Here is a 24350-nt window from a genome sequence, read left to right on the forward strand (position 1 = left end):
TTGTGCTCCCCTCCCCCGCCATTTCCCTGTAGCTGCCTGCATTCGGCCGCACAGCGGATGTGGAATGCCAACTCCACATCACTCTCACGCTGAACGAGCTTGCGAGCGCTGCGCGCTCGATCGCAGGCTGCGCCAGCGGCTACAAAGGGCGACGCCAATAAAAATGCCCCTGTCTCTCGACAGGGGCACTGGTTTGCAACTCAGCTTATATATAGAAGCCGATACACAGGGGCCTTAGTGCGATACCGCCCCGCTGGCTCCCAGGCCGGTCTGCGAGCGCACGAACTGCGGGAAGAACAGCGCCCGCTCATTGTCAGCCGCAGTGGACTTGTCGGTGATGGAGAAGAACCAGATCCCGATAAAGGCAATGATCATCGAGAACAGCGCCGGGTACTCGTAAGGGAAGATGGCTTTTTCATGCCCCATGATCTGCACCCAGATGGTCGGGCCAAGGACCATCAGGCCAACGGCGCTGACCAGGCCCAGCCAGCCGCCAATCATGGCGCCACGCGTGGTGAGCTTCTTCCAGTACATGGAAAGCAGCAGCACCGGGAAGTTGCAGCTCGCCGCGATGGAGAACGCCAGGCCGACCATGAATGCGATGTTCTGGCTCTCGAACAGGATGCCCAGGGCAATCGCCAGCACACCCAGGCACACGGTGGTGATCTTCGAGACGCGGATCTCATCCTTCTCGTTGGCCTTGCCCTTCTTGATCACGCTGGCGTACAGGTCGTGGGAAACCGCCGAGGCACCGGCCAGGGTCAGGCCAGCCACCACCGCCAGGATAGTGGCGAAGGCCACCGCCGAGATGAAGCCGAGGAACACGCTGCCGCCCACGGCATTGGCCAGGTGCACCGCCGCCATGTTATTGCCGCCGAGCAGAGCGCCCGCCGCGTCCTTGAACGCCGGGTTGGTGCTGACCAGAAGGATCGCGCCAAAACCGATGATGAAGGTCAGGATGTAGAAGTAGCCGATGAAGCCGGTGGCATACAGCACACTCTTGCGCGCTTCCTTGGCGTCGCTCACGGTGAAGAAGCGCATCAGGATATGCGGCAGGCCCGCGGTACCGAACATCAGCGCCAGGCCCAGGGAGAACGCCGAGATCGGATCCTTCACCAGGCCGCCCGGGCTCATGATCGCTTCACCTTTGGGGTGAACCTTGGTGGCTTCGGAGAACAGCATGTTGAAGTCGAAGTTGACATGCTTCATGACCATCAACGCCATGAACGAGGCACCGGACAGCAGCAGGACCGCCTTGATGATCTGTACCCAGGTGGTCGCCAGCATGCCGCCGAACAGCACGTACAGCACCATCAGGATACCCACCAGGATCACCGCCACATGGTAATCGAGGCCGAACAGCAGCTGGATCAGCTTGCCGGCACCGACCATTTGCGCGATCAGGTAGAACGCCACCACCACCAGCGAGCCGCAGGCCGACAGCGAGCGGATCTGGGTCTGCCCGAGGCGATAGGACGCCACGTCGGCGAAGGTGTACTTGCCCAGGTTGCGCAGGCGCTCGGCGATCAGGAACAGAATGATCGGCCAGCCCACCAGGAAGCCGATCGAATAGATCAGGCCATCGTAGCCAGAGGTGAACACCAGGGCAGAAATCCCCAGGAAGGACGCCGCCGACATGTAGTCACCGGCAATCGCCAGGCCGTTCTGGAAACCGGTGATCTTGCCGCCCGCGGCATAGTAGTCGGCCGCCGACTTGTTGCGCTTGGAGGCCCAGTAGGTGATGCACAGGGTGGCCCCGACGAACAGCACGAACATGATGATCGCAGAGACATTGAGGGGTTGTTTATGCACTTCGCCGGTCAGGGCATCGGCCGCCCAGAGACTGGGAGCAAAGGCCGCGACGCTAAAAAAAGCCAATAGACGCCGGATCATTGCTGAGCCTCCTTGAGAATCGCATTGTTCAGGTCGTCGAATTCGCCGTTGGCGCGTCGCACGTAGATACCGGTCAGGACAAAGGCCGCGACAATCAACCCGACACCAATGGGGATACCCCAGGTGATGGATGATTCAGGACTGAGTTTTGCCCCCAGCACATGGGGTCCGTAGGCAATCAGCAGGATGAAGCCCGAATAGAGCCCAAGCATGACCGCCGACAGTATCCAGGCGAATCGTTCGCGCTTGCTGACCAGCTCCTTGAAACGCGAGCTGTTTTGAATCGAGAGGTAAATGCTGTCGTTCATTGTTTTTATCCTCGCAGCACAGATTTTAGTTGGAACGTAGTCCACTCTATGCAGCTCTGGAGCCGGTTCCAGACGACCTTAGTATTAGAACGACAGTACCCCCGACACAGGCTTTTGCACCGAGCAAAACAAAAGGCCGCCGGGTGCGAACACCCGGCGGCCTCGAGACCTGTGAGCTAGACGCTTCCCGGTCAGTTAGCGGTCCACTCGGCAACGCGCTCAGGGTGCTTGGCCACCCAGTCCTTGGCCGCCGCTTCCGGCTTGGCGCCCTCTTGAATCGCCAGCATCACCTCGCCGATTTCATCCTTGGAGGCCCACTGGAACTTCTTCAGGAAAGCCGCAACCTCCGGCGCCTTCTTCTCCAGGCCTTTGCTACCGATGCTGTTGACGGTTTCAGCGGCGCCGTAAACGCCTTTCGGATCGTCCAGGAAGCGCAGCTTCCACTTGGCGAACATCCAGTGCGGCACCCAGCCGGTGACCGCGATGGATTCGTTCTTCTCTTCGGCGCGGGTCAACTCGGCAATCATTGCCGCGCCCGAGCTGGCTTGCAGTTTGTAGTCCAGACCGTAGTCCTTGATGGCCTGGTCGGTCTTGAGCATCACGCCCGAGCCGGCATCGATACCGACGATCTTGTTCTTGAAGGTGGTGTCACCCTTCAGGTCGGCAATGCTCTTGGCCTTGACGTACTCCGGCACGATCAGGCCGATTTTCGCGTCCTTGAAGTTGGGACCGTAGTCGACCACCTTGTCCTTGTTCTTGGTCCAGTACTCGCCGTGGGTCACCGGCAGCCAGGCCGACAGCATGGCGTCCAGCTTGCCGGTGGCCACGCCCTGCCACATGATCCCGGTCGCCACGGCCTGCAATTTCACGTCATAACCGAGTTTCTGCTTGATCACCTCAGACGCTACATAGGTGGTCGCCACACTGTCCGACCAACCGTCGACATAGCCGATGCTCAGGGTTTTGCTATCGGCGCTGGCCAGGGTTGAACTGATCGCAAGTACCAGACCGGCACCTGCGCCTAAGAGTCGTCGCATCTTCATCGTTACTTCCCCGAAAGTGCTGCGCCCGACGGATGCCGAGCCGCGTCAACCTGTTGTTATGGTGCACAGCGCCCTCATCACGCCCCACCAACTTGCTCGAACATCAGCGCGATTGCCCTATGAGAGCTCTGACGCGTCGATCATCAACCTGACGCCAAAGGCGACCTGCTCTGACTGCGACCTCAAAACATTCAGCAACGACACCAGTTCGCCAGTAATCAGGGCATGCCCAAAACAGTCGCCCAATCCCGCCCGAACTTTGCATGTCAAAATCATGCAGGCCACCTGGGCAGCGGCAAATCCGGGTAAGATGCCCCGCTTTGTTTCCTGACGGCCTGACCATGCCCTCGATTGCCCGCTTCCCGCTCCTGCCCTATCTATTCGCCTGCCTGCTGGGAGTCTTCGCGCTCTGCGGTTTCTGGTACGGCCTCGGCCAGCCGGTGGTGCTGCCGGATGTCGCCAGCGCCAGCCACAAGCTGCAATGCGCGTCCTACACGCCGTTCGACAAGGACCAGTCGCCCTTCGACCAGCCGTTCAAACTGCGCCCGGAGCGCATGGACGCCGACTTGGCGCTGCTGGCGACCCGCTTCGAGTGCATCCGCACCTACTCCATGACCGGTCTCGAAGCCCTGCCGGACCTGGCGCGCAAGCACGGCCTGAAGCTGATGATCGGCGCCTGGGTCAACAGCAACCCGGTGGACAGCGAAAAAGAGGTCGACCTGCTGATCGCCTCGGCCAATGCCAACCCGGACGTGGTGAGCTCGGTGATCGTCGGCAACGAAGCCCTGTTGCGCAAGGAAGTCACCGGCCCGCAACTGGCCAGGCTGATCAACAAGGTCAAGGCTCACGTCAAGCAGCCGGTCACTTACGCGGACGTCTGGGAGTTCTGGCTCAAGCACCCGGAAATCGCGCCGGCGGTGGACTTCCTGACCATCCACCTGCTGCCCTACTGGGAAGACGATCCGTCCAACATCGATGCCGCGCTGAACCATGTGGCGCAGGTGCGCCAGGTGTTCGGCAACAAGTTCGCGCCCAAGGACGTGATGATTGGCGAAACAGGTTGGCCCAGCGAAGGCCGCCAGCGCGAAACAGCCCTGCCGAGCCGGGTCAACGAGGCCAAGTTCATCCGTGGTTTTGTGGTCATGGCCGAACAGAATGGCTGGCATTACAACCTGATCGAAGCCTTCGACCAGCCGTGGAAGCGCGCCAGCGAAGGTGCGGTCGGCGGTTACTGGGGTCTGTTCGATGCCGATCGCCAGGACAAGGGCGTACTCGCCGGGCCGGTGTCGAACCTGCCTTACTGGCCATTGTGGCTGGGCGTGGGCGGGGTGATCTTCGTTGCCACGCTGATCCTCGGTGGCCGGGTCCGCGGTACTCGCGCGGCGCTGACCCTGCCACTGCTCGGCGCCCTGGCCGCCTGCTCCATCGGCGCCTGGGGCGAGCTGGCGCGGGTCACCAGCCGCTTTGCCGGGGAATGGTTCTGGGCGGGCCTGCTGCTGGCCCTGAACCTGCTGGTGCTGGCCCACGCGGCACTGAGCCTGAGCACCCGCGCCGGCTGGCGCCAACGTCTGTTCAATCGCCTGGAAAAACATGCCGGATGGCTGCTCGCCGCCGCCGGTTTCGCCGCCGCGGTGATGATGCTGGAGCTGGTGTTCGACCCGCGTTATCGCAGCTTCCCCAGCGCCGCCCTGCTCCTGCCGGCCCTGGTCTACCTGTGCCGCCCGGTGCGGGTGCCGCGTCGCGAAATCGCCCTGCTGACCTTTATCGTCGGTGCCGGCATCGCTCCCCAGCTGTATCGCGAAGGCCTGGAAAACCAGCAGGCCTGGGGTTGGACCCTGGTCAGCGTGCTGATGGTCGCCGCCCTGTGGCGCAGCTTGCGGGCTCGCAAAGCCTGACAGAAAAAAGGGATGACCATGGTCATCCCTTTTTTATTACCGGCGATTCGCCTCACGCCACCGCGCGAGGCGCTCGCACCAGCCGCAAGGCGCCGATCACGATGGCAAACACCGCCAGGCTGGTGTTGTAGAGCGCCAGCGCCGGAAAGCCGAACAGCAGCGCCAGCACCGCCAGGCCCCAGCCGGAACGGCCCGGCACCACGAAGGCGATCAGGGACGCCGCCAACGCCGCCCAGCCCATGACCTTGAAGTGGATCAGCAACCCCAGGCTGGAACGCGCCTGGCACTCCCAGCGGCTGGCCTCGTCGACACAGACGCCGACCCATCGAGCGTCCTCCATGAAGCCGTAGCGCACGCCATAACTGGCGGCCAGCCACAACGGCAGGACAACAAGCAGCAGAATCAGGGGAAGACGGCGGGACATGAAGCACTCCGATAAGCGAAAACGGCGCCCAGCATAATCGCCCGAGGCTGGTAAGCAAGCTTGTTACACAGATAACTGTTCAGCAAACAGCGGCAAAGTGTATCGTCTGGCGACTATTACCGCCGATCCGGCTTTGCCCTGCCTTGATCGTTTTTTGTGCCGTGCCATGGCACTTCGGCAGCAACCCGGTGGTCATAGCCTGCGAACTTCACTCGGCACCTTCCTCTACAGGGATTTAGTCATGCTCCGTTCCTTGCGCTTCGCTGCCCTGTTTGGCGGCCTTATTTCGAGTGCGTCCGCACTCGCGGTCGACATCGATGCCGCCAGCTATGGCTACCCCTTGACCAATCCGTTCGAGGCGACCATTGCCACCACTCCGCCGGACCTGCGTCCGAAGCTGCCGAGTGACGACGACATCAATCAGGCGGACCGCAGCCTGACCCTGCGCCCCGAGCGCGAGTTCATCCTGCCGGACAACTTCTGGGCCGTGAAGAAGCTCACCTACCGCATCGCCGAGCAGGACCATGCCGCGCCGCTGATCTTCCTCATCGCCGGCACCGGCGCGCGCTATGACAGCAGTCTCAACGAGTACCTGAAAAAGCTCTATTACCAGGCCGGCTACCACGTGGTGCAGCTGTCCTCGCCCACCAGCTTCGACTTCATCAGCGCCGCCTCGCGGTTCGCCACCCCCGGCGTGACCAAGGAAGACGCCGAAGACCTCTACCGCGTGATGCAGGCAGTGCGCGCGCAGAACCCGAAACTGCCGGTCACCGACTTCTACCTCACCGGCTACAGCCTCGGCGCCCTGGATGCGGCCTTCGTCAGCAAGCTGGACGAAACCCGACGCAGCTTCAACTTCAAGAAAGTCCTGCTGCTCAACCCGCCGGTCAACCTCTATACCTCCATCACCAACCTCGACAAGCTGGTGCAGACCGAGGTCAAGGGCATCAATAACACCACCACCTTCTACGAGCTGGTACTGAACAAGCTGACCCGCTACTTCCAGCAGAAGGGCTACATCGACCTCAACGATGCCCTGCTCTACGACTTCCAGCAGTCCAAGCAGCACCTGAGCAACGAGCAGATGGCGATGCTGATCGGCACCTCGTTCCGCTTCTCCGCCGCCGATATAGCGTTCACCTCGGACCTGATCAACCGCCGCGGCCTGATCACCCCGCCCAAGTACCCGATCAGCGAAGGTACCAACCTCACGCCGTTCCTCAAGCGCGCCCTGCAATGCGACTTCGACTGCTACATCACCGAGCAGGTGATTCCGATGTGGCGCGCCCGCACCGACGGCGGTAGCGTGCTGCAACTGATCGACCAGGTGAGCCTGTACGCGCTCAAGGATTACCTGCAGGACAGCCCGAAAATCGCCGTGATGCACAACGCCGACGACGTGATCCTCGGCCCGGGCGACCTGGGGTTCCTGCGCAAGACCTTTGGCGACCGGCTGACGGTCTACCCCCATGGCGGCCATTGCGGCAACCTCAACTACCGCGTCAACAGCGACGCCATGCTGGAGTTCTTCCGTGGCTAAACATTTCCTGCTCATCGCTGCGTTGTTCTGCGCAGGCTATGCCAATGCCGACGACGGCCAGACCGCAACACCCGTGGTCGCAGACGGAGACGGCTTCACCCAACCGCTCAAGCGGCTCAAGTTCAACCCGGGCCTGGACCAGCGCGAGTTCGAGCGCTCGACCCTCAACGCGCTGAACGTCTACGACCCGCTGGAGTCGTGGAACCGCCGGGTGTACCACTTCAACTACCGCTTCGATCAGTGGGTGTTCCTGCCGGTGGTCGACGGTTACCGCTACATCACCCCGAGCTTCCTGCGCACCGGTGTGAGCAACTTCTTCAACAACCTGGGCGACGTGCCCAACCTGGTCAACAGCCTGCTGCAGTTCAAGGGCCAGCGCTCGCTGAACACCACCGCCCGCCTGCTGGTCAACACCACCCTCGGTATCGGCGGTCTCTGGGACCCCGCCACCCGCATGGGCCTGCCACGCCAGAGCGAAGACTTCGGCCAGACCCTGGGCTTCTACGGCGTGCCGGGCGGCGCCTATTTCGTCCTGCCGATCCTCGGGCCCTCGAACCTTCGCGACACCGCCGGATTGGCCGTGGATTACACCACCGAATCAGCGATCAACTTCCTCAACGTGTCCGAGGTCAGCTCGAATCACCCGGAACTCTGGGTCCTGCGCGCTATCGACAAGCGTTATCAGACCAGCTTCCGCTATGGCCAGCTGGACTCGCCGTTCGAATACGAGAAAGTCCGCTACGTCTACACCGAATCGCGCAAGCTGCAAATCGCCGAGTGATCCCTCCAGGGCCCTGCCATCCGCGCAGGGCCCTTTTCTTCGCCCTCCCCTCACCACCTGTACCTTCTCCGGACCCGGAAAAATCCTCATTGGAATTTTCCAGGCAAGTAGATACGATACTAATCATTAGCTAGCTATCTATGTGCCTTGCCAATGAAAAGCCTCGCCCTGCGAATCCCCGATTTCTGGCTGGCCGTCCTGGCTCCCAGCCGCAACGACCTGCTGTTCGTCATCAGGAACATGATCGCCGGGGTCATTGCCTTGTACCTGGCCTTTCGCTTCAACCTCGAGCAGCCGCAATGGGCCCTGACCACGGTATTCATCGTCAGCCAGCCCAGCAGCGGCATGGTCCTGGCCAAGGGCGCCTTCCGCCTGCTCGGCACCTTTAGCGGGGCCGTGGCCTCGATCGTGCTGATCGGCCTGTTCGGCCAGGCGCCCCTGCTGTTTCTGCTGGCGATGGCGCTGTGGCTGGCCTTCTGCACCACCGGTGCCTCGCTGCTGCGCAATCACGCCTCCTACGGCTTCGTACTGGCCGGCTACACCGCAGCGATCGTCGCCCTGCCCGCCACCGCACATCCGCTGCTGGTGTTCGATCAGGCCGTGGCCCGCTGTTCGGAAATCAGCCTGGGGATCATCTGCGCGGCGATCGCCTGCACCGTGCTCTGGCCACGCCGGGTCGAACAGGCGTTGGCCACCCAGGGCAAGCTCGCGTGGCAAGCCGGCATGCGCGCCGCGGCCTCCGAACTGATCGGCCAGGACCAGCGCAAGGGGCTGCTGGAAGCCCTCGGCAAGCTGGTGGCGGTCGATGCCCAGCGCGATCACGCCTGGTTCGAAGGCCCCCAGGGACGGCGTCGTTCACAGGCCCTGCGAGTGCTCAGTCGCGACTTGCTGAGCCTGCTGCGCGCCGCCCGTGGCGTGGCCCGCCAGCGGCTGATGCTCGACAGCGCGGCGAATGCCAGCGTGGCTCCCCTGATCGAACAGCTGGCCACGGCCCTGGAACACAGCCACGAGCAAGACATCGCCCAACTGTCCTCATGCCTTCAAGAGGCGCTGCAGGACCGCAGCCTGTCGCAGGACGCGCATCTGTGCCTGATGCAACTGGCACAAGTGCCGGTGCTGCTCGAACGCAGTGCGCAAACCCTGCAGGCCGTTGAGCAAGCCCGAGTGCCCGATGGCGCGCCTGGCGCCCTGTCCTGGCACCGCGATATCGAGCAAGGCGTTCTCGGTGGCCTGCGCAGCGCCCTGGCGTTTCTCGCCGTGGCCGGCTTCTGGGTGCTCTCGGCCTGGCCCTCAGGCCTGGGCGCGGTATCGATCTGCGGGGTGGTACTGAGCCTGTTCGCCGGCCGGGAAAACCCTTCCGCCTCCAGCCTCAACTTTCTCAAGGGCATCGCCCTGTCGGTGCCGGTCGCCGGCTTCGTCGGCCTGGGATTGCTGCCCGGTTGGGACGGTTTCCCGCTGTTGTGCGTGGGCCTGGGGGTGCCGCTGTTTTGCGCCTCGCTGTGCATGAGCAAGCCGCGGATGGCGCCGATCGCCTCGGCGTTCTGCATCTTTTTCATCAACAACGTCGGCCCCGGCAACCTGATGACCTACGACCTGGCCAACTTCCTCAACAAGGCCATGGCTACCCTGGTCGGCGTCGGCATCGCGGTCCTGGTGTTCCGCCTGGTCAGCCTCAACCCCGGCGAACATCACTATCGGCGGATGTTCCGCGCCTCGCTGTTCGACCTGGCGCAACTCACCTCGCGCCCGCTGGAGCAAGCCGAGAGCTGGTTCGGCGGGCGCATGGCCGACCGCCTGATCCGCCTGGCGCGCTATTCCGAAAGCCTGCCCCAGGAACGCCGCCAGCACTGGGACAACGGCCTGCTCGGGCTCGACCTGGGCGACGAACTGCTGCAACTCCGCGCCAGCCTGGGTGCGGCGACCGGCGCCCTGGCCATGGAACGCGGGCACTACCTGCTGAGCATCGCCACGTTGCTCAAGTCAGGCGGACCGACGCCACGCCGCAGCGATCGACTGGATGCTCCGACCGTCGCCCTGCTCAAGGCCCTGGAACAGGCGCCGCAACTGCCGGAACAGGATCTGGAAATGGCCAGGGCGGCGCTGCTGCAACTGCAATTCACCTGGCACAAATGGTGCCGCCTGACTCGCCACGAACCCGGTGTCGCGGCGGTTGCCCCGGGGCAATAAGCGGGCAAAAAAAACCGCCACGCGCCGGTGGCGGCGGGTGGCGGCATAACGCCCTGCGAAAGCCCCTCAGGCTTGCAGCAGCGGGAACAGCGAAATCACCAGCAGCAACGCCATGCCGTAGTTGAACAGGCGCAGCCAGCGCGGGTCGCGCAGGACATTGCGCAGCACGCTGCCGAACCCGGCCCAGACCCCGACGCTCGGGGCGTTGATCAAGGCAAACAGGCTGGCGATCACCACCACGTTGAAAAAGTAGCCCTGCAACGGCGTGTAGGTGCTGATGGCCCCCAGCGCCATGACCCAGGCCTTGGGGTTGACCCACTGGAACGCCGCGGCGCCCCAGAACCCCAGCGGCCGGCCCTTGCCGTCGACTTCCTGGGACACCGGCCCGGAACGGGCGATGTTCCAGGCCAGGTACAGCAGATAGGCCGCACCGACGTAGCGCAGCACCTTGTACAGCACCGGGTAGGCCTCGAACACCGCGCCCAGGCCCAGGCCCACGGCCAGCACCAGCACCAGGAACCCCGAACTGATCCCGAGGATATGCGGCACCGTGCGGCGGAATCCGAAATTCACTCCCGAGGCCAGCAGCATGGCGTTATTCGGTCCGGGGGTTACCGAGGTGACAAAGGCAAACAAGGCGAAAGCCAACAACAAGTCGATCGACAACGGCATACAGTCATCCTGAGAAGTACATGCTCCGAACAGAGCCCTGAGTCATTGTTTTCGCCCCGGCGATCGCCACGGGCGAGGCTTATCCACGCTTACAGCAAGGACCCGATGAAGCCCGCGGCGACCATCGCGTAGAACGCGCCGCACACCAGGCCGAAAGCCTTGCGCGTGCGGACGAAAAACGGCTCCGCCGAACGCGCGGAAAAGGCCAGGGCATAGGCGCAGAAAATCACGAAACCGGCGACCGCACAGCTGCCCACCAGCACGAAGCTGGCCCAGGACGGCGCCGTGGCGCTGAGGCCGACGGTGGTCACGGTGAACCAGGTCAGGGCCGCCTTGGGGTTGGTCAGGTGGATGCCCAGCCCTTGCAGGTAGAACCCCAGCGTGCGGCTCTGTTTGGCCCGGGCGCGGTTGAGGTTGACCGCGCTCGAGCTCAGGGCACCGCGGATGGATTTGTAGGCCAGCCACAACAGATAGCAGGCGCCGAGGATCTTCAGCCAGACCAGCACCTGGGTGTTGGACATCAGCAAGGCCGAGACGCCCGCAGCCGTCATCGCGCCCCAGCACAACGAACCGGAAATGACCCCGGCCGCCAGCGCCAACCCCGGGGTACGCCCGTAGCTGAGCGAGGTGTTGGCAATCGCCAGGTTACCCGGGCCAGGGCTGGCGGTTCCGATGACATAAACGGCCATAGCAGCACCAAAGCTCGATAAATCAAACATTTGACGGTCTCTCGTAGAAGTCGCGGGAGCAGGGTTTACCAACCGGGGATGCCGCCCCGCGCGGGCCGGCATCCCTCCTCGCTACTTGAAGCAGCGATGATCGGGTTCTTCGGCCCGGATCTTTTCCATCCAGGGTTTGAGTTCGGATTGCTTGTACAGCCGCTCGCCCCAGCGCTCGGGCGAAACCGGCAGCGGACGGCCTTGCAGGATGTAGTCGGTCAACAGGTGGATGAACTGCTGCAGGCAATAGGCGCCGACATGCAGGCGCAGCGAAGACGCGGTTTCCGCCGGGGCGATGTTGAAACGCGCAACATGGATGATGTCGCCGCTGTCCACCGAAGGCGCCAGGTGATGGCAGGTCGAGCCGTAGGTTTCATCCTGGTAGTAGATCGCGTAGTGCTGGCTGCCCAGGCCGCGGTACTTGGGCGGCGCCGGGTGCAGGTTGATTGCGCCCTTGCGGGCCCGCTGATAGATGCTCGGCGGGAAGATGAAGTCGCCACGATAGGAAATGATCCAGTCGCCTTCCCAGTCTTCCAGGTGATACGGATAGGGGTCGCCCGGGTCCCAACAGAACACTTCCAGGTTGGAAAAAACCGTCTTGGCGAATTCAACGCCGTGATCGCACCAGTCCATGGTGCACACCGACAATAGAACTTTGTCCTTGCATGGTTCGATGGTCTGCATAGTCTTTTCCACTATTGGCTGTTGGTACATTTCGAAAACACCCCCGGTCCGCCCTCCCGCTAACCCTGCTGGCAGGCCTCGACCACCGCCGTGAAGCGCTCGACCATTTCGGCGATTTCCGCTTCGCTGGAGATGAACGGCGGCGCGAACAGCACGTGGTTACCGTGAACACCGTCGGCGGTTCCGCTGCCCGGATAAATCAGCAGCCCTTGTTCCAGCGCCTGCGCCTTGAGGCTCGCGGCGTAACGGCCGCCACCGTGATAGGGCTCGCGGGTGTCGCGGTCCTGAACGAACTCCACGCCGACGAACAGCCCGCGTCCGCGCACATCGCCGACATGCTCGAAGCGCGCCAGGCACTCGCGCAGGCCGTGGCGCAGTTGCTCGCCGCGCAGGCGCACGGCCTGCAGCAGGTTCTCGTCCTCGATGACCCGCTGCACCTCCAACGCAACGGCGCAGGCCAGCGGATGGTTGACGTGGGTCTGGCCGTTGCCCAGTACCCCGGAGTTGCCCGCCATCGCCTCATGCACCTGGCTGCTGACCAGCAACGCCGAGATCGGCTGGTAACCGGCTGCCAGGCCTTTGCCGACCGCGACCATGTCCGGCACGATGCCGTCGTCCTCGTAGGCGAAGAACCTGCCGGTACGGCCCATGCCGGCCATCACCTCGTCGAGGATCAGCAGCACATCGTGGCGCTCGCACACCGCCTTGATCTTGCGGAAGTAACCCGGCACCGGCGGCACCGCGCCGTTGGTGGAGCCGACCACGGTCTCGGCGAAAAACGCCGCGACCCTGTCGCTGCCCAGCGCACGGATTTTTTCGTCCAGTTCCAGCGCCAGGCGCGTCCCGTACTGCTCGTCGCTTTCATCGGTGCCCTGATGACGATAGGCATAACAGGGCGAGACGAATTCGGCGCCCCCCAGCAACGGCTCGAATACCCCGCGACGCTGCAGGTTGCCGGATATCGACAAGGTCCCCAGGGTGCTGCCGTGGTAGCTCTGCTGCCGCGAGATAAAGATCGATTTGCCCGGCAGCCCGCGCTCGCACTGATACTGGTAGGCAATTTTCATCGCCAGCTCCATGACCTCGGAGCCGCCGGAGAGAAACTGCGCCTTGGCCAACCCGCCGGAGGCCCCCACCAGCAGGTCCGCCAATTCCTCGGCGGCGGCTGTGGTGAAGCTGCCGGCATGGGCCCAACTGAGCTTTTTCGCCTGCTGCTCGATGGCCGCGGCGATCCGTGGGTGTCCATGTCCCAGGCTGGAAACGGCCACCCCGCCGCACGTGTCGAGGTAGCGTTTGCCCGAGGCATCCTCAAGCCAGACCCCAGCGCCATTGACGGCGAGAATCGGTGAGGCATTCAAGTTCTTGTAGATGACCGTTGACATGGATCCGAGCCCTTGCAGTTATGCAGCCTAACGGGTGTTTTCCGGGTGGTCCCACGCCGTCGAGCCTTGATGGAAACGCTGGCTGAAGCGCGAGGAATTGAATATCCGGCGCGCCCAGCCGATCGGTAGCAACACCACAGCGAACATCAACAACGAAAGCAACCTGAGCATGGCCTTGTCTCCTGAATAAAAAGTGAGTGAGCGATCAGTCCAACGGGATCTCGTTGCGCCAGTCGACCTCTTCGACGAACTCCGGCTGGGTCGTGCGCTCGAGAATGAAGTTGCCCAGTACCAGCACATCCATCTCGGTGCGCATGAAGCAGGCGTAGGCTTCTTCCGGCTTGCACACGATCGGCTCGCCGCGCACGTTGAACGAGGTGTTGACCAGCACCGAGCAGCCGGTGCGCTTCTTGAAACTGCGCAGCAGATGGGTGAACGGCGCGTTGTTTTCTTCGGTCACTGTCTGCACCCGCGCCGACAGGTCGACATGGGTCACCGCCGGCAACTGCGAACGGATCGAGTTGATGCTACCCAGGCCACGCTCAGGGCCACCCGGCTTGCGCGATTCCTCGGTCTTGATCGAGTCGGTGACCTGCGAAACCATCAACATGTACGGGCTCTTCTCGCAGATGTCGAAGTAGACCTGGGCGTCCTCGTCCAGCACCGCCGGGGCAAAGGGCCGGAAGGATTCGCGGTACTTGATCTTCAGGTTCATGGTGCGCTGCATCTCGGGATTGCGTGGATCGCCGAGGATCGAGCGCGCGCCCAGGGCTCGCGGGCCGAACTCCATGCGCCCCTGGAACCAGCCGACCACGGCGCCGTCGGCCAGGTGCCGCGCGGTTTCGTCATACAGCTCGGCACCCTCGAAACGCCGGTATGGATACTGGTTGGCGTCGAGAAACGCCTGGATCTCTTCATCGCCAAAGCCCGGCCCCAACAGGCTGCCGCTCATGGCGTCGAGCTTCTTGCTGCCCAGGTGCGGGCGCCCGGTGCGCTTGACCGAATAATCCATGGCCGCCCCCAGGGCACAACCGGCGTCGCCGGCCGCGGGTTGAATCCAGATCGCGTCGAAACGTCCGGAACGGCTGAGCACGCCGTTGGCCACGCAGTTGAGCGCCACGCCACCGGCCAGGCACAGGTTGCGGTAACCGGTCTGCCGCACGGCCGCGGTGGCCAGCCCCAGCACCACTTCCTCGGTCACCTGCTGTACCGAGGCCGCCAGGTCGCATTCGCGCTGGGTGATCGGGCTCTCCGGCTTGCGCACCGGACCGCCGAACAGCTCCTCGAACGCCTCGCCGACCATGCGCTCGCCACGCAGGTACTCGAAGTACTTCATGTTCAGGGTGAAGGAGCCGTCGGCGCGGATGTTGATCAGTTCCTTGCGGATCTTGTCGGCATAGATCGGCCGGCCGTAAGGCGCCAGGCCCATGAGCTTGTACTCGCCGGAGTCGACCTTGAAGCCACAGTAATAGGTGAACGCCGAGTAGAACAGGCCGACCGAGTGCGGATAGGAAATCGAGTTCATCAGGTCGAGCTTGGAACCGTCGCCCTTCCAGATCGTGGTCGAATGCCATTCGCCGATGCCGTCGATGCACAGCACCGCCGCCTGCTCGAACGGCGACGGGAAAAACGCCGCCGCGGCATGGGAACGGTGGTGCTGCGAGGCGATGGTGAGCGGGCCGGTACCACGCCCCAGTTCCTCGAGCTTCTCGTCGATGAACTTGAGCACATTGAGCTTCCAGCGGATCCATTCCGGCATGGTGCTGATGAAGGTGCGCGCGCCGCTGATGCCGCCACTGGCGAAGGAGGAAATCATCCGCGAGAACTTTTCCTGCGGGTCTTCGTAGTAGACCACCGCGGTCAGCTCATCGAGGCCGATACCCTCGGCGTCCAGGCAGTACTTGATGGCATTGGCCGGAAACGCCGCGTCGTGCCGCACCCGCGTGAAGCGCTCTTCCTGGGCCGCCGCCACCGGCACCCCGTCCTTCACCAACGCTGCTGCGCTGTCGTGATAGAACGCCGAAATCCCTAATACGTAAGTAGCCATTTAAACGCTCATCCTCATAGCTTCATGCCAATCCATGGAAATTCCCTGTGTCTGTGCACAGTCCGTCATCCGTGCAACCAACTTGAGACCGGCAGGCTTTTTAATGCCGGAATCAACGACACCACCAACAACACACTCATTGAAATATTGAACAGCCGCAGCCGGTTCGGCTCGCTGAGAAAGCGCCGCAAATAACGTCCGAACAGCACCCAGACCATCGAGCAGGGCGAGCCGAAGAGAAAGAAGATCAAGGCGATCAGCAGGATCTGCGCACTGTAGGAACCGACCGGTGTGGTGTAGGCCAGGACCGCGCCCACCGCCATGATCCAGGCCTTGGGGTTGACCCACTGGAACAGCGCGGCACCGGTGAAGCCCAGCGGGCGACCGCCCTGGTCGTCGAGATCGACCGTGGGCGCGGTGGCGATCCGGTAGGCCAGGTACAGCATGTACAGGGCACCGACCACCTGCAGGATGTCGTGCAGGCTGGGATAACGATGGAATACCGCGCCGGCGCCGAGCCCCACCGCGATCAGCATCAGTGGAAAGCCGATGTTGATGCCCGCGACGTGGCGCAGGGTGCGGCTGATGCCGAAGTTGACCCCGGAGGACATCAGCATCACGTTGTTCGGCCCCGGCGTCACGCAGGTGGAAATCGCGAACAGGATGACGGCGTAGTAGTCCAGATTCTGCATGCCCCAGGCTCCGCTCAACGATAGTCTTCAAGGGTGCCGCGGCGACGAATGTCGACCGACACGCAATGGAAGCCGCCACTGAGGCTGCGGGCATGGCGCATTTTCAGCGGCGCCACATCGATACCATGTTTCTCCAGGGCGCGAATCAGCGGCACCTGCTGGTCGTTGATCACCGCCAGGGCCGGGTTGACCATGATGAAGTTCATACCCTGCCAGATCGATGCGCGCGGGTAGGACCAGCAATAGCCGGTGTCGACCATTTCCGGCGCCCAGATGATGTCCCAGTTCTTGAACAGCGCCGGCACCTGGTCCTTGCGGATACGCTCCGGACACAGCACCACCAGCCCCGGGCGGACCACGGTGATGGTGGTATCCAGGTGCGTGCCGTCGTACACGCCGCTCACCGGGTGCACCCGGTAACGCTCGCCCAGCACCCGCTGCAACCACTGGCAGCCCAGTTCGTTGCCGCTGCGGGAAACCAGATAGAGGATGTCCTCGCCGATGCGGATTACGTTGGCGGCGTCGAAGATCGGCTCGTCATTGGCAATGATCGAGCCGTCCTTGGGGTTGATCCGGTAGGTGCTGTCCAGCAACTGCGGCTTGGGCGCGGAGATCCAGTTGGAGCCGCTGGCAAAGTATTCGGCCAGGTGGCGACGATAGGCGAACGGCTCCAGGTAACGGCTGCGCAGCGCCATCGGCGCCTCGATGATGGTCTGGCCGATGGGCAGCAGCACATCCCGTGGACAATAGTTGTATTCGCCGTCGGTTTTCCAGGCAGGGGTGCCGAATACCGCGCGATGATCAGTGACGTCCGGCCGCCGCACTATGACCCCGTGGGAACGCAGAAAGGCGGCAAAGGCGTCCAGGTCCTCGCTGGCCTCCTCGATGACCTGCTGCGGATAGGGGCCGGATGGAATCTCCTCGATGTAATCGTGCTGCTCGCTGTAGTCCAGGGCGAACAGCCCGCGATCAGGTCGCGGCACCTGTGCGCCCTGGGCGACACCGACGATCATTTCTTCCAGCGGATCCCACTCGTTGTGCACATTGACCAGAGACATGGACACTCCTTGATGTTCAGGCCGTTACGCCCACCGGCGCGGCAGGGACAATAGGTTCGTGATGGAACAGCGCCTGGTCCTCGCCCCGCGTCTTGCTCCGAGGCAGCACTGCACCCGCGGAGCCGATACCCAGGCGCCGCAACCAGGACGTCAGGCGGTCCGGCTGCGGTGCCAGGGACTCGTAGCCGACGCGGACCCGCTGCCAGTGCTCTGCCAGTTCCGCCGGTTTCGAGGCGGCGACCTGGCGCATGTAGGCGTCGATGGCGTCCACCGCCCAGGCCGAATGCCCGGTGGAGACGTTATCGATGGTGTTGTGCAGGTCGACGAACGCGGTGCTGAAGCCGTAGTGCCTGAGGAAGCGCCGGGCCGAGCGATAGCTGCCGCCCACCCCCGACAGCTCCATCGCCAGGTTCATGCCGAGGATTTCCGGCATGAAGGTCACCGGCAACTTGCCCAGGCACAGCCAGTAGACCGGCAAGCGGAACGACGCCTCGCGCAGCCGCTCATCCTCGGCGAACTCGCGGGCACCGGTAGGCGCCAGCTCCAGGCCCATCTGGCGCAGGCCGTCGCGGTAGATTTTCGGATGGTTCAACGCATAGGAGCCGTTACCCAGCTCATCCCAATAGGTCTGGAACAGCGCATAGCCGACATGGGACGAGGCCAGCGTCAGGTCGGTGAAACCCTGGAGCCAGGCGCCGTCGATCAAGGTCAGCGGTGCCAGTTGCAGGGTGGAGTCGACGATTTCTTCGCGCGACGGCATGGCCGCCGGGTCGCTTTCTTCGAACTCCTGGCCATGGCGGTCATGCTTGTCCAGCAACCATTCGCGCAAGACGCCGACATTCCAGGCTTCAGGCAAAGTGCGTTCGGAGCTTTGCAGCGAGCGCCGCGACTGTTCCAGCCAACGGGTCACATAAGCCTGGGCAAAAGCCTGGGTGCGCGGCGCCAGCGCCCTGCCCTGCAAGACGAAATAGGCCTCGCGCAAGCTCTTGGGCCACTGGCCCTGCTCTGCAATGCTCTCGCCCAGCACCTGCCGAACCACTGCATTGCAAGGGGTTGGCGCTGGTGCTTCGGCAGCTTCCGCACGCTGGATCGGGCCGGACAGGCCATCGATCCACTTGCGGATGACGCTCAGGTCGGCCTCGCTGAAAATCCGGAACATGCGCCCGTTCGGCGCAACCAGTGTATTGACCAGCAGGCTCTTCTCGGCATTGCCCGGCACGATCAGGCGGCTGCGCGAAAGCATTTCCAGCAGCGGCACGGGGTCGACCTGGGCCTCACGCAGCCACTGCGCCAGGCTGCGGCCTTCCATCTTGTAATCCTGGTGATAGACCGCGCCGGCCCGGGCCATGCGCTGGATCATCTTGCCCATCAGGCGCTCGGGCGATACCGCGGCCCGGCAGTGCGCCAGCAATCGTTCGTTGAAGGTTTTCAGGGCCGCGAACAACCATTGGGCGCCCGCCTCCAGTTGCAGGCGGCGAAGGCTGCCCTGGCTGGCGACCTGCTCGCAGACCCACTGGGAGATTTCCAGCGCCGAACTGTCTTCCGCGGTTTCATCCAGCTGGTTCAGGTCGAGCCGGCGGACGTCCAGCTGCTGCGCATCCAGCACCGACCACCATGGGCTCAGCCCCAGGGCACGCCAGGCATAATCGATGCCGCACAGGGTATCGCCAAAGGCATCGCTGCGGCGGCTGACCGCTTGCAGCAATGCAGGTAATTCGAACAGTTCGTCAGGCAGGTCGGGGAGCGTGGAAAGCTCGAACGGCGAAACCGCATAGGCGGTCAGCCCCGACTGTACCAACAGCGATTTGAAGTGATCGGCGCGCGATGCCAGGGGCCGCCCGACGCCTACGTCGTGGGCCAGCAACTCCATGAGCTTGAGCTGCGCGCTGTCCTCGAAGACGCCGGGGGCGCTCATGCCTTGCAACCAGCAGCCCAGCACCGAGGCCAATGGCGCCGAGTGCGACAGCAGGGCCTCGGCGAATTCCCGTTGGTTACCCAGCTCCGCGGCCTGGCTGGCCAGTTCGCGGTAAGCCCGGGCCTGCTCGTCACGCCAGTGCTCGATCTGTACCCGCAACCCGGCCAGGCCACCCGCACCGGCTTCACCCGGTGCGGCCAGGCCCATCAGGCGCCGAATACTGACATCCCCCAGAAAGCTCTCGGGATTGCTGACTGATCGATAAAACTGGCGCCACATACTGTTTACTTCCCTTCCAGGTTGGAGACCAAGGCAATCCATTGCCGGCCCTCAGTCATCGGCAAGCAATGACGTCGGGTGTCGAGATCAGAACATCGGGTAGATCGAAGAGTCCGGCTTCTTCTTTTTCTTCTTGCCGAACAGGCGTTGGAACAAGCTCTTGATGTAACTCATGGCAGACTCCTTTAAAGAACATCGAGGATGATTTTCGAGACGAAATCGTTCCCCTGGTCGGTGAAGTGAATACGGTCGACGAACAACCACTGTTCAGGCCGCAGGGCCTCGGACAGCAGCGGTGTAATGTTCACGAAACGCACGCCCATCTTCTGTGCGCCTTCGCGCAGGCGGGCGGCATAGGCCTCGCAGACGCTGGGCTGCAGGATGTCGCCATAGACCTCGCTGAAACTGCCGGCGCGATCCAACTCAGCGAACAGCTGTTCTTCCTCGTCGCAACCCTTTTCCCGGACCCAGCCGGCCAGCGGCTGCAGAATGAAGGTCAGCTTGGCGCCCATGTCGGCCGCCAGTGCGCGCCAGGTATCCAGGTGACGCAGGGTCAGGTCGGAGGCGTAGTCGATCTGCTCTTCCATGGTCGGTGGCGGCTCGGGCGTCGGCTCTTCCTGTTCCTTGCCGAGCAAGGCGCGGAACATGCCGCGCTTGGGGGCCTGAGTCTCCGGACGCATGGCGTCGAAGAACTGATTGCAGTTGAAGAAAGCGCCGTGTTCGCCACGGCTGCTGTGTGGCTGGCGGGCCAGCCCCAGGTTGTTGAACCCGGAAAACAGCACGATCTCGTCGACCTTGGGCAGCAAATGACGATAAAGGGTGAAGAGCGTCAGTTCCTGGGTCGAGTTGAAGCTGCGTCCGCCGAAGTTGATCCAGGGTTTGCTGTCCGGATCGTTCTCGGCCAGGCGCGAAGGCAGTGTCCAGGCATCCGAGCTGGCACCGATGCCAAACACGGTCGAGCTGCCGGCCAGCACCCGCACGCTCTTGGCGTGGCGGCTGTTGACCACCGAATACTGTATGCCCAGCAACTCCGAATAGCGGAAGCCCGAGGCATCTGTATTGACCACCTCCGAACGGTGGTCGGTAGGATGGAAATACATCAAATAAGGAAGCCAGCGAACCTCACCACCGTCGGTGAATTTCTGCTCGTACTCAGCCATCTGCGGAGTCAGTTTGATCCTTGCCGTCATTACCCTGCTCTTCCTTGAGAAGTCATCGTCTAAAGTAGCCTGAGGGGGAAGCCCGTTACACGTTGCCCGGGGGGACTCTGAATTGCGCCGCAACTGTATTTAAGAACAACCAGTACAGCGCGATGCGGGCCATCTTCCCAAAGGCAACCACTGTCTTATAGGTACACGCCGGATGATTTTTCTCAGTACAGATTGCCTTTTCGCCCTGAAAAATTTTCAAAAAAAGTGAAATCTGTAACTTTTTATACGACAGATGAGTGGCTACAGTCCCCCGCATGACTCGATACCTGAATCTCGCCGAATACATCAGCAGCCGCATTGAACAGGGGTTATACGGACCGGGGGAGCGTCTGCCTTCGGTGCGGGCCCTGAGCCTCGAGCACGGCGTCAGCCTCACCACCGTGCAACAGGCCTATCGGGTTCTGGAAAGCTCGGGACTGGCTATCCCCAAGCCCAAGTCGGGCTATTTCGTCCCGGCCGGCCGGCGCTTGCCGGAGCTGCCGAAGATGGGACGGCCGTCGTTGCGGCCTGTGGATATCTCCCAGTGGGACCTGGTGCAGGACCTGATGCGCCAGGAGCAGAACGCCAATGCCATTCAACTGGGTTGTGGCATGCCCGACACCACCGCGCCGACCCTCAAGCCGCTGCTGACCGCCCTGGCGCGGATCAGCCGGCGCAGCGACAGCCCTAGCCTGCAATACAACCACCTGCAAGGTGTGCTGAGCCTGCGCGAGCAGATTGCCCGCCTCGGCGTCGATTCCGGTTGCCGCCTAACGCCTGCGGAAATCGTCGTCACCAGCGGCTGCCAGGAAGCCCTGTCCATCGCCATCCGCGCCCTGTGCGAACCCGGCGACATCGTGGCCATCGCCTCCCCCTGCTTCCACGGCATCATCCAGCTGCTCAAGGCCGCCGGCCTCAAGGCCCTGGAGATTCCCACCGACCCGGTCACCGGCATCAGCCTGGAAGCCATGGAAATGGCCCTGGAACAATGGCCGATCAAGGCCATCCAGCTCACGCCCAATTGCAACAATCCGCTGGGCTACATCATGCCGGACGATCGCAAGCGCGCGATGATCCGCCTGGCCCAGCGCTACGACGTGCCGATCATCGAAGACGATATCTATGGCGACCTGGCGTTCCGCTACCCGCGGCCGCGCACCCTGAAGTCATTCGACGACGACGGGCGCGTGCTGCTGTGCAGTTCGTTCTCGAAAACCCTGGCGCCAGGACTGAGGATCGGCTGGATCGCCCCGGGACGTTACCTGCCGCAAGTGCTGCACATGAAATACGTCGGCTCCGGCACCACCGCTACCCAGCCACAGCTGGCGGTGGCCGAATTCATTGCCAAGGGTCACTACCTGCCGCACCTGCGGCGGATGCGCAAACAGTACCAGCGCCATCGCGACCTGATGACCGAGTGGGTCAGCCGCTATCTGCCGGAAGGCACCCGGGTCAGCAAACCCCAGGGCGGGTTCACCTTGTGGGTGGAGCTGCCGGACGAGTTCGACACCTACACCCTGAACCGGCTGTTGGAAGCCGAGGACATCCAGATCGCCAACGGCAATATCTTTTCCGCGGCCGGCAAGTACCGCAATTGCCTCAGGCTGAACTTTGCCGGCGTGCCCAACCGCAAGATCGAACAGGCGATCAACAAGATCGGCCTGGCGGTCGCGCAACTGCTCCCCGCCTGACCCCCCTCGCGCCTGCCCCTCGCTACCGCGGCGAGGGGCATCAGTAAATCAGGCCCTGGCCGCGCGCCACAGCTTGCCGCCCAGCGACACCACGACCAGTACTGCGGCGCCGGCGATGATGCCGGCCACGGCATTGAGCAGCGTCGGCATGATCAGCGAAAACCCGCCAACCGCCTCGGCCGTGTGCGCGGTGACAGTCTCGATCCAGTGGTGCGCCGCCGGCACACCATGGGTGAGGATGCCGCCACCGACCATGAACATGGCCGCGGTGCCGATCACCGAGAGGCTTTTCATCATGTAGGGCGCCGCGCGCAGGATCGCGCCACCGATGCTTTTCGCCACCTGGCCCGGCTTCTGCGTGAGCCACAGGCCAAGGTCGTCGAGCTTGACGATGCCGCCCACCAGGCCATACACGCCGACGGTCATGACGATGGCGATGCCCGAAAGCACCACCACCTGCTGCATCAACGGCGCGTCGGCGACGGTGCCCAGGGTAATGGCGATGATCTCGGCCGAGAGAATGAAGTCGGTGCGGATCGCGCCCTTGATCTTGGTCTTCTCGAAGGCCACCAGATCGGTGGCCGGGTCCGCCACGGCTTCGATCAGTTGCTGGTGCTCGGCCTGATCCTCGGCCTTGCTGTGGAGAAACTTGTGGGCGAGCTTTTCAAAGCCCTCGAAGCACAGGTAGGCGCCGCCGAGCATCAGCAGCGGTATCACCAGCCAGGGCGCGAAGGCACTGATGGCCAGCGCCGCGGGCACCAGGATCAGCTTGTTCAGGAACGAGCCCTTGGCCACCGCCCAGACCACCGGCAACTCACGCTCGGCGCGCACCCCGGAAACCTGCTGGGCATTGAGCGCGAGGTCGTCCCCCAGCACCCCGGCGGTCTTCTTCGCCGCCATCTTGGTCATCAGCGCCACGTCGTCGAGTACCGCGGCAATATCGTCGATCAGCACCAGCAAACTGCTTCCGGCCATGGATCAGGGTTCCTTGAGGTGATAAATGCTGCGAAGCATAACGCGCAACGAGGGCCGCCGGGGCATTCTTGAGCCTCGCGCAAGGCCGGTGCTACCATGCGCAACCGCCCGAACAGGCAAGGAATCACCTGGTTTATGAGCACCATCCGCGAGCGCAACAAAGAACTGATCCTGCGTGCCGCCAGTGAAGAGTTTGCCGACAAAGGCTTCGCTGCGACCAAAACCAGCGATATCGCGGCCAAGGCAGGATTGCCCAAACCCAACGTCTACTACTACTTCAAATCCAAGGAGAACCTCTACCGCGAGGTCCTGGAAAGCATCATCGAGCCGATCCTCCAGGCTTCGACCCCGTTCAACGCCGACGGTGTGCCCAGTGAAGTACTGAGCGGCTACATCCGCTCGAAGATCCGCATCTCCCGCGACCTGCCCTTCGCCTCCAAGGTGTTCGCCAGCGAGATCATGCACGGCGCTCCGCACCTGAGCCCGGACCAGGTCGAACAGCTCAACGCCCAGGCCAAGCACAACATCGATTGCATCCAGACCTGGATCGATCGTGGCCAGATCGCGCCCATCGACCCACACCACCTGATGTTCAGCATCTGGGCCGCGACCCAGACCTACGCCGACTTCGACTGGCAGATCTCGGTGGTGACCGGCAAGGCCAAGCTGGACGAGTCCGATTACGAAGCCGCCGCCCAGACCATCATCCGCCTGGTGCTCAAGGGCTGCGAAACGGACAAGTAAGCCAGCCCTTGTAGCCGCTGCCGCAGGCTGCGATAAGGCCGAAGGCCTTCAGCGATCTTCAGATCTTGCGCACCCGTTGTGTGCGATCGCAGCCTGCGGCAGCGGCTACACGGCTACAGATCAGGCGCTCACGCCCGCATCCGCCTGCAAGCCCTGCGCCTCGATGGCGCTGATCGCGCATTGCTCGTCGATGTCCGAGGTGTCGCCGCTGATGCCGATCGCCCCCACCAG

21 protein-coding genes and 1 pseudogene are annotated in these 24350 nt (G+C 63.1%); 6 read left to right on the plus strand and 16 right to left on the minus strand.

Translation table 11 applies throughout. From position 1 onward, the window contains the following. Positions 1 to 234: 234 nt before the first annotated feature. From AC07Y9_RS02345 to AC07Y9_RS02355, 3 genes are all read right to left on the minus strand, one after another. The gene (locus AC07Y9_RS02345; protein WP_007931491.1) at positions 235 to 1893 is read right to left on the minus strand and encodes a cation acetate symporter; all 1659 of its coding nucleotides are present in this window, start codon (positions 1891 to 1893) and stop codon (positions 235 to 237) included. Next, a complete protein-coding gene (locus AC07Y9_RS02350; RefSeq protein WP_007931481.1) occupies positions 1890 to 2201 on the minus strand; it encodes a DUF485 domain-containing protein in 312 nt (103 codons plus the stop codon). The genes AC07Y9_RS02345 and AC07Y9_RS02350 overlap by 4 nt, the downstream gene beginning before the upstream one ends. Before the next feature lie 191 nt (positions 2202 to 2392). Further along, positions 2393 to 3244: a glycine betaine ABC transporter substrate-binding protein gene (locus AC07Y9_RS02355; RefSeq protein ID WP_007931479.1), complete on the minus strand. Its 852-nt coding sequence runs from the start codon at positions 3242 to 3244 to the stop codon at positions 2393 to 2395. Positions 3245 to 3585: 341 nt separating this feature from the next. Between AC07Y9_RS02355 and AC07Y9_RS02360 the strand changes: the two genes are divergently transcribed. Further along, the gene (locus AC07Y9_RS02360; protein WP_102678497.1) at positions 3586 to 5139 is read left to right on the plus strand and encodes a glycoside hydrolase family 17 protein; all 1554 of its coding nucleotides are present in this window, start codon (positions 3586 to 3588) and stop codon (positions 5137 to 5139) included. A gap of 52 nt (positions 5140 to 5191) precedes the next feature. Here AC07Y9_RS02360 and AC07Y9_RS02365 read toward each other — a convergent pair whose 3' ends face one another. Further along, positions 5192 to 5563 (minus strand): hypothetical protein, encoded by a 372-nt coding sequence (locus tag AC07Y9_RS02365; protein WP_009042785.1) that lies wholly within the window; start codon positions 5561 to 5563, stop codon positions 5192 to 5194. A gap of 241 nt (positions 5564 to 5804) precedes the next feature. On the opposite strand from AC07Y9_RS02365, the gene AC07Y9_RS02370 reads away from it, so the two are divergent. The 3 genes from AC07Y9_RS02370 to AC07Y9_RS02380 all read left to right on the plus strand — a co-directional run bounded on the left by AC07Y9_RS02370 (position 5805) and on the right by AC07Y9_RS02380 (position 10071). Next, positions 5805 to 7103, plus strand: a complete 1299-nt coding sequence (locus tag AC07Y9_RS02370; protein WP_087088817.1) for a serine/threonine protein kinase — start codon at positions 5805 to 5807, stop codon at positions 7101 to 7103. Then, positions 7096 to 7884, plus strand: a complete 789-nt coding sequence (locus tag AC07Y9_RS02375) for an MlaA family lipoprotein (RefSeq protein WP_007931470.1) — start codon at positions 7096 to 7098, stop codon at positions 7882 to 7884. Before AC07Y9_RS02370 ends, AC07Y9_RS02375 begins: the two co-directional genes overlap by 8 nt. Before the next feature lie 153 nt (positions 7885 to 8037). Continuing rightward, a complete protein-coding gene (locus AC07Y9_RS02380) occupies positions 8038 to 10071 on the plus strand; it encodes an FUSC family protein (RefSeq protein ID WP_102678444.1) in 2034 nt (677 codons plus the stop codon). 66 nt (positions 10072 to 10137) lie between these two features. Here the strand turns inward: AC07Y9_RS02380 and AC07Y9_RS02385 are convergent, their stop codons facing one another. From AC07Y9_RS02385 to AC07Y9_RS02430, 10 genes are all read right to left on the minus strand, one after another. Next, a complete protein-coding gene (locus AC07Y9_RS02385) occupies positions 10138 to 10743 on the minus strand; it encodes a LysE family translocator (protein ID WP_007931467.1) in 606 nt (201 codons plus the stop codon). An 89-nt stretch (positions 10744 to 10832) separates the two neighbouring features. Further along, a complete protein-coding gene (locus tag AC07Y9_RS02390; protein ID WP_007931466.1) occupies positions 10833 to 11462 on the minus strand; it encodes a LysE family translocator in 630 nt (209 codons plus the stop codon). 81 nt (positions 11463 to 11543) lie between these two features. Then, positions 11544 to 12146 carry a formyltransferase family protein gene (locus AC07Y9_RS02395; RefSeq protein WP_007931465.1) on the minus strand — a complete coding sequence of 201 codons (603 nt, stop codon included), beginning with the start codon at positions 12144 to 12146 and terminating at the stop codon, positions 11544 to 11546. A gap of 59 nt (positions 12147 to 12205) precedes the next feature. Beyond that, a complete protein-coding gene (locus tag AC07Y9_RS02400; RefSeq protein WP_102690432.1) occupies positions 12206 to 13528 on the minus strand; it encodes an aspartate aminotransferase family protein in 1323 nt (440 codons plus the stop codon). A 27-nt stretch (positions 13529 to 13555) separates the two neighbouring features. Beyond that, positions 13556 to 13699: a hypothetical protein gene (locus AC07Y9_RS02405; RefSeq protein ID WP_007931463.1), complete on the minus strand. Its 144-nt coding sequence runs from the start codon at positions 13697 to 13699 to the stop codon at positions 13556 to 13558. A 34-nt stretch (positions 13700 to 13733) separates the two neighbouring features. Beyond that, complete coding sequence (locus AC07Y9_RS02410) at positions 13734 to 15575, minus strand: carbamoyltransferase family protein (protein WP_007931462.1); 1842 nt, start codon at positions 15573 to 15575, stop codon at positions 13734 to 13736. 65 nt (positions 15576 to 15640) lie between these two features. Further along, positions 15641 to 16267, minus strand: coding sequence for a LysE family translocator (locus tag AC07Y9_RS02415; protein ID WP_007931461.1), 627 nt, complete (start codon positions 16265 to 16267; stop codon positions 15641 to 15643). A gap of 14 nt (positions 16268 to 16281) precedes the next feature. After that, entirely contained in the window at positions 16282 to 17325 is a 1044-nt protein-coding gene (locus AC07Y9_RS02420) for an inosamine-phosphate amidinotransferase (protein ID WP_007931460.1), read from the minus strand. A 16-nt stretch (positions 17326 to 17341) separates the two neighbouring features. Then, the gene (locus tag AC07Y9_RS02425; protein WP_102678446.1) at positions 17342 to 19519 is read right to left on the minus strand and encodes an iron-containing redox enzyme family protein; all 2178 of its coding nucleotides are present in this window, start codon (positions 19517 to 19519) and stop codon (positions 17342 to 17344) included. Between the two features lie 185 nt (positions 19520 to 19704). Beyond that, a complete protein-coding gene (locus AC07Y9_RS02430) occupies positions 19705 to 20709 on the minus strand; it encodes an SGNH/GDSL hydrolase family protein (RefSeq protein WP_102678447.1) in 1005 nt (334 codons plus the stop codon). Positions 20710 to 20984: 275 nt separating this feature from the next. Between AC07Y9_RS02430 and AC07Y9_RS02435 the strand changes: the two genes are divergently transcribed. Further along, positions 20985 to 22400 carry an aminotransferase-like domain-containing protein gene (locus tag AC07Y9_RS02435; RefSeq protein ID WP_009047750.1) on the plus strand — a complete coding sequence of 472 codons (1416 nt, stop codon included), beginning with the start codon at positions 20985 to 20987 and terminating at the stop codon, positions 22398 to 22400. 48 nt (positions 22401 to 22448) lie between these two features. On the opposite strand, the gene AC07Y9_RS02440 is transcribed toward AC07Y9_RS02435, so the two are convergent. Next, positions 22449 to 23375 (minus strand): DUF808 domain-containing protein, encoded by a 927-nt coding sequence (locus AC07Y9_RS02440; RefSeq protein ID WP_101337188.1) that lies wholly within the window; start codon positions 23373 to 23375, stop codon positions 22449 to 22451. Between the two features lie 135 nt (positions 23376 to 23510). On the opposite strand from AC07Y9_RS02440, the gene AC07Y9_RS02445 reads away from it, so the two are divergent. Next, positions 23511 to 24119 (plus strand): TetR/AcrR family transcriptional regulator, encoded by a 609-nt coding sequence (locus AC07Y9_RS02445; protein WP_007931453.1) that lies wholly within the window; start codon positions 23511 to 23513, stop codon positions 24117 to 24119. A 120-nt stretch (positions 24120 to 24239) separates the two neighbouring features. On the opposite strand, the pseudogene AC07Y9_RS02450 reads toward AC07Y9_RS02445, so the two are convergent. Next, positions 24240 to 24350 (minus strand): annotated as a pseudogene (locus tag AC07Y9_RS02450) (heme-binding protein); the annotation flags it as partial.

The organism is Pseudomonas sp. GW456-L12, assembly GCF_059424045.1.